Origin of the sequence: Cutibacterium modestum (assembly GCF_008326345.1) — a bacterium.
Classification (GTDB): domain Bacteria; phylum Actinomycetota; class Actinomycetes; order Propionibacteriales; family Propionibacteriaceae; genus Cutibacterium; species Cutibacterium modestum.
The window spans coordinates 163,697-175,809 of the sequence record NZ_BJEN01000003.1; the positions used below are offsets into that span (position 1 = coordinate 163,697).

At 62.1% G+C, this 12,113-nt stretch carries 10 protein-coding genes, 2 pseudogenes and 1 riboswitch; of the genes and pseudogenes, 2 read left to right on the top strand and 10 right to left on the bottom strand.

The annotated features are described in order from the left end of the window. A complete protein-coding gene (locus tag F1563_RS08975; protein WP_002528132.1) occupies positions 1 to 2,565 on the bottom strand; it encodes a ribonucleoside-diphosphate reductase subunit alpha in 2,565 nt (854 codons plus the stop codon). A 112-nt stretch (positions 2,566 to 2,677) separates the two neighbouring features. Continuing rightward, positions 2,678 to 2,871: riboswitch (cobalamin riboswitch) on the bottom strand. A 68-nt stretch (positions 2,872 to 2,939) separates the two neighbouring features. On the opposite strand from F1563_RS08975, the gene F1563_RS08980 reads away from it, so the two are divergent. Continuing rightward, on the top strand, positions 2,940 to 3,563 hold the full coding sequence (locus tag F1563_RS08980) for a DUF1707 SHOCT-like domain-containing protein (protein WP_002528131.1): 624 nt from the start codon (positions 2,940 to 2,942) through the stop codon (positions 3,561 to 3,563). Positions 3,564 to 3,762: 199 nt separating this feature from the next. Here F1563_RS08980 and F1563_RS13850 read toward each other — a convergent pair. From F1563_RS13850 to F1563_RS09005, 5 genes and pseudogenes are all read right to left on the bottom strand, one after another. Beyond that, a pseudogene (locus F1563_RS13850) lies at positions 3,763 to 4,423 on the bottom strand (MFS transporter). Continuing rightward, positions 4,406 to 4,605 (bottom strand): annotated as a pseudogene (locus F1563_RS14270) (hypothetical protein); the annotation flags it as partial. The pseudogenes F1563_RS14270 and F1563_RS13850, both read right to left, overlap by 18 nt. An 83-nt stretch (positions 4,606 to 4,688) precedes the next feature. Beyond that, on the bottom strand, positions 4,689 to 5,789 hold the full coding sequence (locus F1563_RS08995; RefSeq protein ID WP_007434176.1) for an NADH:flavin oxidoreductase/NADH oxidase: 1,101 nt from the start codon (positions 5,787 to 5,789) through the stop codon (positions 4,689 to 4,691). A 71-nt stretch (positions 5,790 to 5,860) separates the two neighbouring features. Beyond that, the gene (locus tag F1563_RS09000) at positions 5,861 to 6,139 is read right to left on the bottom strand and encodes a YciI family protein (protein WP_002528127.1); all 279 of its coding nucleotides are present in this window, start codon (positions 6,137 to 6,139) and stop codon (positions 5,861 to 5,863) included. A gap of 214 nt (positions 6,140 to 6,353) precedes the next feature. Next, positions 6,354 to 7,547 carry a MarP family serine protease gene (locus F1563_RS09005; protein WP_002528126.1) on the bottom strand — a complete coding sequence of 398 codons (1,194 nt, stop codon included), beginning with the start codon at positions 7,545 to 7,547 and terminating at the stop codon, positions 6,354 to 6,356. A 143-nt stretch (positions 7,548 to 7,690) separates the two neighbouring features. On the opposite strand from F1563_RS09005, the gene idi reads away from it, so the two are divergent. Then, complete coding sequence (gene idi / locus F1563_RS09010) at positions 7,691 to 8,284, top strand: isopentenyl-diphosphate Delta-isomerase (protein ID WP_002528125.1); 594 nt, start codon at positions 7,691 to 7,693, stop codon at positions 8,282 to 8,284. A 6-nt stretch (positions 8,285 to 8,290) separates the two neighbouring features. Here the strand turns inward: idi and F1563_RS09015 are convergent, their stop codons facing one another. The 4 genes from F1563_RS09015 to F1563_RS09030 all read right to left on the bottom strand — a co-directional run bounded on the left by F1563_RS09015 (position 8,291) and on the right by F1563_RS09030 (position 12,104). Beyond that, on the bottom strand, positions 8,291 to 8,737 hold the full coding sequence (locus F1563_RS09015) for an isoaspartyl peptidase/L-asparaginase (protein ID WP_002528124.1): 447 nt from the start codon (positions 8,735 to 8,737) through the stop codon (positions 8,291 to 8,293). Between the two features lie 150 nt (positions 8,738 to 8,887). After that, a complete protein-coding gene (locus F1563_RS09020) occupies positions 8,888 to 10,264 on the bottom strand; it encodes a sensor histidine kinase (protein WP_002528123.1) in 1,377 nt (458 codons plus the stop codon). A 50-nt stretch (positions 10,265 to 10,314) separates the two neighbouring features. Further along, positions 10,315 to 11,007 (bottom strand): response regulator transcription factor, encoded by a 693-nt coding sequence (locus F1563_RS09025; RefSeq protein ID WP_269148784.1) that lies wholly within the window; start codon positions 11,005 to 11,007, stop codon positions 10,315 to 10,317. Between the two features lie 2 nt (positions 11,008 to 11,009). After that, on the bottom strand, positions 11,010 to 12,104 hold the full coding sequence (locus F1563_RS09030) for a cyanophycinase (protein WP_002528121.1): 1,095 nt from the start codon (positions 12,102 to 12,104) through the stop codon (positions 11,010 to 11,012). Positions 12,105 to 12,113: the final 9 nt, after the last annotated feature.

The following is a 12,113-nucleotide window of genomic DNA, read 5'->3' on the forward strand; positions in this document are numbered from 1 at the left end:
TCACTGGCAGGACTCGCACTGTTGACGTTCCTGCGGATCAACCGGGCAGGTGGTGCCGTCAATGAGGTTGAGGGAGACTGGCTTGACCTCATCGAATTCCTCGATGACTGGTTTCTCGATCGTCGCGGTGCGTGACGACCGACGCACTGTGGTGGCGAATCCCCGACGTGGGCCATTCCGGCGCCCCGCGGCCTTGTTGACGGCCACCGTCGACTGCTCGGCGGTGTGGCGAGGCAGCATGTGCAAGTAGTACGTCGTCTTGACGCCCATCCGCCATGCCGCAGTGTAGAGATCCTCCATATCGCCGACTGACCGCGAGGCCAAGTAGATATTGCGGCTAATGGCCTGATCCACCCATTTCTGCGCCCGGGCCGCCACGTTGAGGTAGGCGATCGGGTCCAGGGTGAAGGAGGTGCGGTACAGGTGTCGCAAGGATGCCGGAATAGCGTCGATCTCGCTGGGATCACCCTGACGGCGCAACAATTCCTCGCGGGTCGAGTCCCACAGGCCCAAATCCTTGAGATCGGCCACGAGGTTGCGATTAACCTCAAGGAACTTCCCGGCCGAGGTCGCTCGGGAGAACATTTGGGAAAACTGCGGATCCAGGCCTGGCGTCGTGCCCGCGATGAAACCGATCGACGCCGTCGGAGCGATGGCCATCAGGGTGGCATTACGTATCCCGGTGCGCACCTTGGCGCGCAGCGCGTCCCAGTCCATCCGCGTCGTCCGGTCGACGTCGACGGGGATGCCACGGTCGCGCTCAAGGACGGCCAAAGTGTCCACCGGAACCATCCCACGTGACCACCCTGACCCTTCGAACATCGGGTAAGACCCACGCTCGGTGGCCAGGTCGGACGAGGTGTCGATGGCATGCCAGCTGATGAACTCGACGACCCGATCAACGATCTCGCAAGCTTCTGGAGAGTCGTAGGGGACTCGAATCTGCTCAAGCATATCCGTCAGACCCATAACCCCCAGACCGATTGCGCGGTTCTCCTCGTTGGAGCGCTGAGCCTGTGGCACTGCGGATGCGGTGATGTCGACAAGATTGTCAAGGTGGCGCACCGCCAGCCGAGTGGTGGCGGCCAACTGATCCCAGTTCAGACGACGCTTGCCACGCGGGCCGACGAGGTGCGCCGCCAGATTCACCGAGGCGAGGTTGCACACCGAGGTGTGGTCGCGGTCCTGGGGCAAGCAGATCTCGGTGCACAGATTCGACGAGTGGATCGTTCCGGTGTTGTTGTTCAACGCGCGGGTATTGACGCTGTCCTTCCATGTCAGCCACGGGTGCGACGTCGTCTGCAGGCTCACTAAGATGGTGCGGAATTGCTCACGAGCAGTGGTGCGCCGGAAGCGCTTAATCTTGCCAGCTTGGGCCTGCGCCACGTAGTAGGCGTAACGCTTAGAGAAAGCCGCTCCCGTGAGCTCGGTGAGATCTGGAGTTTCCGCCGGATCGAAGAGGTACCAGTCCTCATCCTTCGCAACGCGCTTCATGAACTCGTCGGAAATCCACACCGCGGTGTCAGCGGTGCGGGTGCGTCGGTACGGGTCACCGGAGTTCTGCCGCAGGTCGAGGAACTGCGGGAAGTCCAGGTGCCAGTTCTCCAAGTAGAAGCACAAGGCACCGAGTTTTTTGCCACCCCGGGAGACCGCGCGCAGGGTGGAGTCAATGGTGTGGATGAAGGGGATTGGTCCGGTCGATGCGGTGTTGTCCGAGCGGATCGGGGATCCCTCGCAGCGCAGGTCCGACATCGACAGTCCGATGCCGCCGGTGCCCTTGGTGATCCACATGACGTCGCGGATCGTCTGGGCGATGTGTTCCAGATCATCTTCGGTGCGCATGACGAAGCAGTTAGAGAGCTGGGCCGACGGCGTCCCCGCATTGACGAGGGTGGATCCAGCCGCCAGATGGCGCAGATTGCTCATCGAGTTGTAGAGGGTCAGCGCCGAGGAGGTCGGGTCGTCCTCAGTAATGCTCAGCCCCATTGCTACGCGCATCCAGAAGTACTGCGGCACCTCCAAGGCCTTCTTGTCGGGAGTGCGTAGGAGATAACGGTTGATCATAGTGCGCACGCCGGTGAACCCGATGAGGTCATCTCGAGTGGGGTCAAGGGCGGCTGCAAGTGCTTCGAGATTGAAAATTCGCTCCAGACGCTCGTCAAGGTAACCGTCAGCGACGAGTTTGGCGATCGTTCGTGGGAAATAGCTACGGTGCAGGTCGTGTACCTGCTCCGGGTCGACGTCACCTAGACTATCATGGGTGTTGCCGAAAACCTCTTTGTAGAGTTTCTTGACGGCAATTCGGCTGGCGATGGTGTCAAAGGCAGGATCGTCCTTGGCGTTGCCCAAAGCCACCTGAATGACGGCCTCGTCGAGGGCGTCAGTGGTAATGCCGTCGAAGAGGGTTATTTCCACCTCTGCTTGCAGCAGGGTTGCCCGGGCGACGGCGTCATCCAGCCCGCGGGCTGAGTCAATGATCGAGGCGGCGACTTCATTGCCGTCGTAAGGGGCTAAAGACCCGTCACGCTTGCGGACGCGGATGGTCGAGATGGGGTCGGCGCTCATTGCAATTCCTCCGTGCGATGCCGTTGGCACGCGACCGGGCGGAATGCGGCAGGGACAATGGTCCCCCTGAACGCTGCGATACTTCCCGCGAGATCGCGAACCGGGCCCCGCGGTTGCGGGACCACACCTGGCAGGTCTTCGGGCTCACGAGCACTTGTATTGCCTACTGGCCGTCGCTTCCCATGCCGAAGCACAGTGCGTGATGACGGCGGTCGTTCTCGTATACCGCTGCGGGGCAGCTCCGGATTCGCACCGGATTCCCTCTTGGCCCGTGCGAACACGGGAACCATGTGCATTCGTCACTATATGAAGGGCGAGCAAGGGGAGTCAACGGAAGGTGTTGGGGGCCGGGTGGCGTTCCCTGCACTGGCGTCATGACGATATCGAACGACTGGCGTGTTGGGGATGCTGAGCGAGCGCGGGTTACAAGCATCCTTGATGAGGCCTGGGTCGTCGGAAAGCTGACCAGGACGGAGCACGACGAGCGTGTGGAAGCCGCTCTGACGGCGCGCACCTATGGTGACTTAGGCGTCTTGGTAACCGACTTGGGAACAACAGTAGAGAACGTCGTGTCCCCAGATCCTCGAAATCACGGTGAGGTTGTACGCATCGTTCCCGGCCCGGACGCCGACCGTATGACCTGTATCATGAGCGATACCACTTGGGCATCGGGACGCACGATGGCCAGACGCACCACCGTCACCGGGATCATGGGAGATCCGCGCTTCGACCTCACGTCTATGCCGTGGGCGAGTCGTCACATCACTATCTACCTCATGCTCTTCATGTGCGGCGCCTCCATCTTGGTGCCCGATGGGGTGCGTGTCGAGGACTCGATTTTGCGGATCCTTGGCGATGTCAAGGTGCGTGGACTGTCCCAGCCTGGCCGCGATGCTCCGGTCCTCACCTTGCGCGGAATTAACATCCTCAGTGACGTCGTCGTCCATGGACCTGGTTCGAAGAAGTTCGCCAAGTACAAGGATGAGTGGAATCGCTGAGACCGTTATCTTCAGGCGCCGCGGAAGCATGTCGGATACTGCGTTTCTTCACTGAGTGATAAGAGGTATCGATGCTCTCGTCGCAGCTTTCGATACTGTCGCAGGCGGGATTGACGCCATGGTACTAACGCTTTCGGAGTGTTGAAATGGGCGCTTAGAGGAGAACACTCGTGGTAGTCGCCCACATCGATGATGGCGCTCACGAGGCTGTCGGTGCGTCCAGGTGCGACGTCGTGCGCTTCGCCATCCCGAAGAGGATGGTGAGGAAGGTAATTGCCGATAGCGCCGTCACGTAGCCGATAAGGCGGGGATCGCGTCACCCTGCTTCGCCCACACATAGATGAGTGGAGCCGTGCCGCCGAACAGCGAGTTCGCAAAACTGTGGGCCATGCCCACACCAAGGGCGCGCATATCGGCGGGGAACAAGCAAGTCGGACTCCACGACAGCCGAGATTGAGGTATACCCCAGTGAAGTGCTGGAAGGAGGAGAAGAAGCCGCGGTGTCCCTTAGCGGAGGCCTCTGGCATATAGGTGGCCGAGGTGCCGTGTTCACCTCCGGTGGCGAAGCCCTGCACGATGTGGCACAAGAGCAACAGGATCGGTGCCCACGCCCCGATGACGTTGCGGGTTGGTAGGACCGAGGTCACCAGAGATCCCGCGGCCATAATCGTCACCGCCATGGTGGTCGGCCCAGCGGCCGAAGAGCACGACCCGAAGGGTCTCATGATGAACGTCGCCTAGAAAATCGCGTAGGTGTAGATGCTCCTGTGCGGGTCGTCGGGTGAGAAGAATTGGTCCTTAAAGTAGGCCGCAAACGTTGTATACGTGTAGACGTCGAACCACTCGACGAGGTTGCCCATCGACCCCTTGGCAGTGTTCCACACTGCACGGGACATGTCCGTTTCGTTGCGTACCGATGCTGACCTGGCGCTATGTGTGTCCAACATGTCGTCCCCCGGCATTGCGGGACCGTATCAACTCGCCGGGGAGCATGGTTGCAGTAGTCTCCGACGGACACGGCCAATAGGCGTGAAGTCGTCATCGACTACACCGATTTAAGCGCTGTATGTGCGTTTGGGGCCAAGGATGGGCTAACTCGTGGACGCACTGGTTTGAAACCGGTCGTCACCGCCAAGCGCCACGGAACCGTGCCGGATGCCACGGGGCATCCTCGTTGGGGACGCCGAGCTCATGGGCGGCGCGTAGCGGCCAGTTGGTGTCACGCAGTGCGGCCCGGCCCACCATGATGGCGTCCGCGCACCCCCTAGTGAGCAGCTCCTCAGCCAACTCGCTGGTCCAAATCATCCCGACGGTGGAGGTGGGAATGCTGGCTTCGGCGCGCACTCGAGCCGCCAAATCGGCCTGGTATCCTGGCGCCACCGGGATAGGGGCGGACGAATTGCCACCCGAGGAGGCATCCACAAGGTCGACGCCAACCGAGGCGAACCGGCGCGACAGCTCAATCGAGTCCTCGACCGTCCAGCCATCGTCACGCCAGTCAGTGACCGAGAGACGGGCCAGTAGCGGCATGTCGTCGGGAAGGGCCCCGCGTACCGCTTCGGCTACCGACAGCGGCAGACGAACTCGTCCGTCATAGTCGCCTCCCCAGCTGTCGGCACGGGTATTGGATAGCGGCGAGTAGAACTGATGTAGCAAATAGCCGTGGGCGCTATGAATCTCGACGGCGTCGAATCCGGCCGCCACGGCACGCGATGCTGCAGTCCGGAAGTCGTCAATAACCTTCGAGATGCCGTCCTCATCAAGGGCAGTGACGGGCAACCCGGCATACTGCTCGCCGTCGGCAGGTGCGGTAGTTGGTCCGACGGGAATCCAGCCGCCCTTGTCGGGAGGAACCACCCCGCCATGGAAACCGGGCCACCATTTCTCTGTGGAGGCTTTCCGGCCGGCGTGGCCTAACTGGATAGCGATCCTGCCACCGAGCTCATGGACAGCATCGGTGATGGTGCACCAGGCTGCCACCTGGTCGTCACTCCATAGCCCAGTATCACAGGGGCTGATGCGGCCTTCCGGGCTTACCGCGGTGGCCTCGGCGACGATGAGGCCGAAGCCACCGACAGCGAAGGACCCGTAGTGAACAAGGTGCCAGGTGCCAGGAATCCCGTCGCGAGAGTCCACGGCGTACTGGCACATCGGCGGTAGCCAGGCGCGGTTGCGAACCGTTAATCCACGGAGGGTGAGGGGTTGGAACAGCAGAGGTGATGTCATGACTCCATGACATCACGCGTTTCAACCTCGACCCCTAATGGGTGATCGTCGGCCTCAGATGGTGCTCAGCCTCAGGCGTGGTGGTGGTAATTCGGCTTCCACTCGCGCACGGAGGTCACATGGACGGCCGCCTTGGGATAAGGGTCAGCCTCCAGCAAGCGGTCGAGGGCGTCACGGTCAGGCACAGTGTAAATGAGCACCGCTCCGCTGCCGTCGGCCAACGGGCCGGCATTGACGAGCTGGCCACGCTCGCGCATGACGTCAAGATTCTCGAGATGGGCCGGGCGCGCGGCCATGCGCTCCTCGGAATGGGCGGGATCGTAATGGGTTTCGACAATGAAAACAGCCATGTAGGCATCCTAATCGCGTCCAGAGAGCGTGTCGTGGTGGATGTGTTGCCCCTGAGGTGATGTGCCACCGTACGTTACATGGCTAACAGTTGTGAACCAGATTGCTACACTGGTGAAAGGCCTTGTCAGAGTTACTTTGGGGTGACGATGGGGGCAAGCGTGCGTAACGCCAAGGTGCGTTCTGGGTGGTTGGGTGGCCAAGGTTTTTTCGGGTTCAGCCGATACTGCACCGTCCAGTCGATGCCGGAGTGGAATCGTAGATGCCCGACTTGATGAGCTGTCGAGTCTCTCGGTTGGTGAGGGCATAGCCGGTCTGTGGTTGCGAGGTGGACCGAGCGAAGATCGTCCCTGTTACCTTTCCGTCGGTGGTCAGTAGTGGACCGCCTGAGTTGCCTGGCTGCACAGTGCCGCGCAAAGACAGAATCTCGCGAACGACGTCGCTGTCGCCGTAAATGTTCTCGCCACGAGCGGTTATTGTCCCGCGCACTCGCGCAGCTTCGGTCGTGTATGGCCCGTCGAGTGGAAATCCGGCGATGACTGTTGAGTCCCCGGTGCCTACCGATGAGGCCATAGTCAGGGAAGGGGCGTTGAGATTGGGGACAGCGAGCACGGCTAGATCGAGGTTAGGGTCGTAGGCGACGACACGCGCTTGTAGGCGGGCTCCGTCGCCACCAACCTGCACCGTCACTTGGCCAGACCCGGCGACGACATGGGCGTTGGTGACAACGCGGTGTCGTGAGCTAACCCATCCGGTGCCCTCGGAGGCCCGATCGCATTGGCGCGCCAGTGACCTCACCTTGACGATGGACCTTGCCGCTTGCCGTACTCCAGAGCTACTCGTCGCGGAATCGTCAGGGACATCGCCGGGAAGGCGGGGATCCTGGCCGGTAAAGACTTTCGGGAAGGTATCGGCCACCTGACCGACAAGCCGTGCCGCTCCGCGGTTGATCTGGGGTGGAACCGCGCGGTTGGCGGTGTTAATGACAGCTGATTCGTCGATGGCCTGGGTCCATCGGGGAGGCAGGATTGGGGCTAAAGCCGTCGCTCCCACCGTCACTACCAGGGCGGTAGCGGCCGCAGACAGCAACGCGCCGCCAATCCGGTCAAGGGTCCCTAACCCTGCTGCCTCAGAGGCATGGCGTATTCGGCGGGCGAGTCCAACACAGAAGCCATGAAGAATTTCTGCGATGACGAGGACAACACCGATGCGCAGGGCTCCGGTGGCAAACCATGACGATGACTCGCTGGTGATCCGGGGCACGATTTCTCCCGATGCCCACAGCCCCACCCAGACTCCGCCAATCAAACCGAGGAGGCTGACGAGCCCGACAATCGCGCCCCGGGCCCATCCGCATAAGGCACGGAGGATGAGGATCACCGCGAGGATGATGTCGAGGGTGTGCGCCATGGCTCTCCCATCAGGGGTGGGTGGATGAATCGACAGCATCTCAATGGTGCCCGTGAGGCGGCGTTGAGCCAATGTTGAACTCGCCTGTGAGACCAAAACGCATTCGACTTCTCGGAACTCGCGGTTATTGGTAGCTTGACGTCATGGGTCAGCACGGTGGCGAGAATAATGACATGAACGCGGATTCCTTCCACGACGATCTCGTCATTCTGCTCGATGACGACGGCAACCACATCGGAACCGCTCCCTGGGCGACCGTCCATAGCCAACATACTCCGAGGCACCTCGCCTTCTCATGCCACGTCCTTGACGCTGGAGGCCGGGTACTTTTGACCCGGCGAGCCTTGACGAAGGTGGCTTGGCCAGGAGTGTGGACCAACACCTGTTGTGGGCATCCGCGCGTGGGAGAGACGACCATTGATGCCGCTGTGCGCCGCACCCATCAGGAGCTCGGACTCGACCTTGATCCGCGTCGAATGCGCGTCGTGCTGCCGGATTTCTCCTACCGCGCCACCGATGCCGGAGGCATTGTTGAAGATGAGTTCTGCCCGGTGGTTGTTGCCCGGTTGTTCCTGCCAGAAGAGCTCGTCGAGCTCAACCCAGATCCTGACGAGGTGGAAGAGGTCACCTGGGTTGGTTGGCAGGACATGTACGACTTGGCCCAGGCGGTACCGGCCTTGCTGAGCCCCCGGGCTGTTGAACAGATATTGGAGTTTGGGCCCTATCTTCCGCGCTGATCGTCGCTACACCGAGGTGAGGATGTCGTCATGATCTGGCCAGGCAACCGGCATTGACGCTGACATGTGGCAGACCACCAGTTGTCCAGAAGAGTTTACGTCGATGAGACCACTGATTGAGCTGGCTGCCGCCAGGTGCCCATGACGATCCCGGACAACCGCCCCGACGGGCCCGTCTCCGGTCATGATGGCGGAATCGGTTTCGACGGTCTCGTTTGCGGTGAGGACCCCACCTCGCCTGACGTTGAACAGCGGGTCATCCTCCATCGTCATGGCGGCTGCGATGGCGGTGTTACAAGCACTAACGACGAGGGCTTGCTGCCCGGCGGGAAAAGCCTGACGCAGGGAGCAGCGGGACTTCGCAGCTTCCTCTCCGGTGCGTGATGGGACGTTTCCAGCCCCACCGTGGATGACGAAGGCAGGGTCGATCTGGTCGACGATGTGACTGGTCATACCTAGATCGTAAAAGCTCACGGTTTGACGTCATGAAAGATGTGTCCACCGGTGCTGGCTCCGCCTGTGGGAACGACATCAATGTGTTTTCCCCAGCCACACTGGTTTTCCACAGGCTTTTTGTGGAAAACTCGCCAACCGTGGTCGCGATCATGAGGACGCCGGCGGTTCTTCCGTCGGAGGTTCTGCCCGCGGCAAGGACATTGTGAACATGGCGCCGCCGCTGGGGGCGCGTGACGCTTTGATCCAGCCCTGATGGCTGGTGACGGTGTGCGCCACAATCGATAGACCGAGGCCGGTTCCGGGAGTGTTGCGGGCGCGGTCAGAGCGGTAGAACCGGTCGAAGATGTGAGGCAGATCGGCTTCCGCGATGCCAGGTCCCTCGTCACTGACGACGACGGTGTCGCCCTCCATAGTCACCGTCACGGTGCCGCCGGCAGGGGAGAACTTCACCGCATTATCGAGCAAGTTGGTGACAGCTCGCTCCAAGGTGGCCTCGTCGCCAAGCACCAGATGGGGTTCCAAATGGACGTCGAATTCCAGGTTCGGGCCGCGCCGTCGTCCCCTCTCGACGGCTTTGGATACCGCATCTGACAAGTCAAAATATTCTGGACGCGGGGGAGGAGCGTCCTCACGAGAGAGCTGTACGAGGTCGCCGATGAGGCTGGAGAACTCACCGAGCTGGGCGGCGACGTCGTCAAGGATCTCTCCGTGTGCTTCGTCTGGGAGCATGTGGCTCTTTTGGTTAGCCATGAGCAACTCAACGTTAGTGCGCATCGAGGTCAAGGGGGTTCGCAACTCATGGGAAGCGTCAGCGATGAGCTGCTTTTGGCGTTCCCGGGAGTTCGACAGCGACGACAGCATGTTGTTGAAGGAGACAGCAAGATCGCCGAGTTCGTCATGGGAGTGGACCCGGATGGGTGTTAAATCTTCGGTGGTGGTGACGTGGTGAACAGCTCGCGAGAGGTCGCGCAAGGGGCTGGTCGCAGAGTTGCCTGCCACATATCCGGCGATGGCGGTGAGCACGATGCCCACGATTCCGGTGCCGACGAGAACGATCCACAGCGACCCTAGGGTGGCCCGGGTCCCAGCGAGATCCTGGCCTGTGACGAGGGCATAGTGGACACCATCTGAGGTGAAGGGGATCGCGACGATGCGCACCGGAACGCCGCGGGAGTCAATGACGGTGTGAGCCTTGACCCCAATTCCGGTGCGGGCAACTGCGAGTTCTTGGGGTCCCGTGGTGACGGTAACCTCAGTTCCAGGGGCCGTGGTTATGTGGCCGTCGGCGCGTACCAGGATGAGGGTGGTGTTCGTGGCGGCCAGGGAACTGGCTTCCAACCCACCGAGGTTTTGAGGGTCGGCGGCGACACTTGGCGAGATGGTGGTTGCCATCCGGGTGAGTTGCTCGTCAAGCTCGCTATACAGCGAGATGCGAGTCATGAGCCACGCCGACAAGGAGGTCAAAGCGACCGCGACGACAACGGACGTCGATACTAGGAGGCTGACCCGGCGTCCCATGGTCATGCGCAGGGGGCGCGGACGCCAATCGAGCAGCCTCCGCCACCAGCGACGGATCACGAATTTGCTTCCCGCAGCACGTACCCGACGCCGCGAACGGTGTGGATGAGACGCGGCTCACCATCGTGCTCGGTCTTGCGGCGCAAATATCCGATGTACACCTCAAGGGAATTCGCGGTGGTCGGGAAGTCGAATCCCCACACCTCATGTAGCAGCCACGATCGCTCCAGCACTTTTTCCGGGTTTTGTAGGAAAACGGCTAGTAGGGCGAATTCGGTACGCGTCAAACTGATGCGACGGTTCCCGCGGGTGACCTCGCGGCTGCCTGGATCAAGGGTGAGGTCAGCGAAGGAGAGTTGTTCAGGGGCCTCGTCCTGCTCTGGCTCGGGACGGGAACGACGAGTGAGGGCGCGTAGTCGAGCGAGAAGTTCGTCGAGGGCGAAGGGCTTGACCATGTAGTCGTCGGCGCCAGCGTCGAGGCCGTCAACGCGGTCGTCGACAGCATCGCGGGCGGTGAGGACGAGGATCGGGACGTCGTTGCCGTTGCTGCGCAGCATCCGGGTGGCTTCCAAGCCATCTAGACGCGGCATCATGACGTCCATAATGACGGCGTCGGGGTGAGTTCCGGATAGATGGGCGAGAGCCTCGACGCCGTCGGCGGCGCTATCGACCTCGTAGCCGCTGTACTGCAGGGATCGGGCGAGGGATTCTCGTACCGCGCGATCATCGTCAACGACAAGAATGTGCATGCTCATGGCTTGACGTCCTCCGTCGGGGGCTGTGCGGTGGGATCGGCATCCGAGAGGGGATCGGGTTCCGGGCCTGCCGTCGGGGTCGGATCCGCGGCAGCCTGGGGGTTGGCTGCGGAGGCAGGTGCGTCCTCGGGGGTGGCGGAGCCCTCGGAGGTCTTGGTCTCGTCATCAGCAGACTTGGACTTCCGCGCGCGACGTCTCTCCTCGGCACGCTGCCGGGCTGCCTTCGCGCGCTCCTCCTTGTCGTGGGCGGCACGGGTCGCCGCCGCCACCTTTGCCAGACCGTCGAAGCGGGGCTTGTGCGGGGCTGGAGCCGTTTCCGGGGTGACGGAGCGCTGGGAGCGGACGAGAACTCCGTTGACCTCGCGGGTGAACCAGCGAACCAGGCCACGTCCCATCACCTCGGTGTGGCCGGTCGAGGCGTCGATGCGCAGGCAGGTGGCCTCGTCGACGGCAACGGCACTGGAAAGCAGGCCGGACTCGACGGCCGATATGATGAGGCCGTCGCCGGAAAGGGTGTCGTTGTGGGTGGAGATGGTCAGGCTGACCAGGCCAAGGCCCTCGACGAAGGTGACCTCGTCGAAGCCCTCAGCACCTGTCTGCTGGCCGACCTGGCGTCCCTGCAGCTTCCAGCCTCCTGCCAGAGCGGTGACACACGGGGCCATCGCACCGGCCGAGAAGCCGAGCCACGGAGCACCGCCGCGCACCAGCATCGAGAGCTGCTCGGCGGCCGGTGCAAGACCGTTGATGTAACTGGGGACGGCACCGCCGCCGACGATGATGCCGGCAAGGGCGTCGAGATTGTCGGGGGGCTGGAAGGACTCGTCCTCTGCCCACAGCGGGGTGGCCGGGTCGCCCATCATCGGGGCGGTACCCGGGCCGTCTAGGTAGATGGTGAGGATGTTCGCGTCAACCCACCGGGAGGCGACGATGCGCGTCAATTCGGCGGCGTGGTCGGCGGACTCGGAGGGCGGACCAGCCACGACCACCGCAATCGGAGCGTCAGCATTGTGATGGCGGGCCTGGGAGACGAACTCGTCGTAGACCTCCACCAGTGAGTCGTCGTACCCTCCGCCGACCAAGAACAAACTCATGGGAACAGC

Bases quoted from the DNA above. Each gene is read 5' to 3' on its own strand.
- F1563_RS08975 (WP_002528132.1), bottom strand. From the start codon at position 2,565: ATGAGCGCCGACCCCATCTCGACCATCCGCGTCCGCAAGCGTGACGGG.
- F1563_RS08980 (WP_002528131.1), top strand. From the start codon at position 2,940: ATGACGATATCGAACGACTGGCGTGTTGGGGATGCTGAGCGAGCGCGG.
- F1563_RS08995 (WP_007434176.1), bottom strand. From the start codon at position 5,789: ATGACATCACCTCTGCTGTTCCAACCCCTCACCCTCCGTGGATTAACG.
- F1563_RS09000 (WP_002528127.1), bottom strand. From the start codon at position 6,139: ATGGCTGTTTTCATTGTCGAAACCCATTACGATCCCGCCCATTCCGAG.
- F1563_RS09005 (WP_002528126.1), bottom strand. From the start codon at position 7,547: ATGGCGCACACCCTCGACATCATCCTCGCGGTGATCCTCATCCTCCGT.
- idi (WP_002528125.1), top strand. From the start codon at position 7,691: ATGGGTCAGCACGGTGGCGAGAATAATGACATGAACGCGGATTCCTTC.
- F1563_RS09015 (WP_002528124.1), bottom strand. From the start codon at position 8,737: ATGACCAGTCACATCGTCGACCAGATCGACCCTGCCTTCGTCATCCAC.
- F1563_RS09020 (WP_002528123.1), bottom strand. From the start codon at position 10,264: ATGACCATGGGACGCCGGGTCAGCCTCCTAGTATCGACGTCCGTTGTC.
- F1563_RS09025 (WP_269148784.1), bottom strand. From the start codon at position 11,007: ATGCACATTCTTGTCGTTGACGATGATCGCGCGGTACGAGAATCCCTC.
- F1563_RS09030 (WP_002528121.1), bottom strand. From the start codon at position 12,104: ATGAGTTTGTTCTTGGTCGGCGGAGGGTACGACGACTCACTGGTGGAG.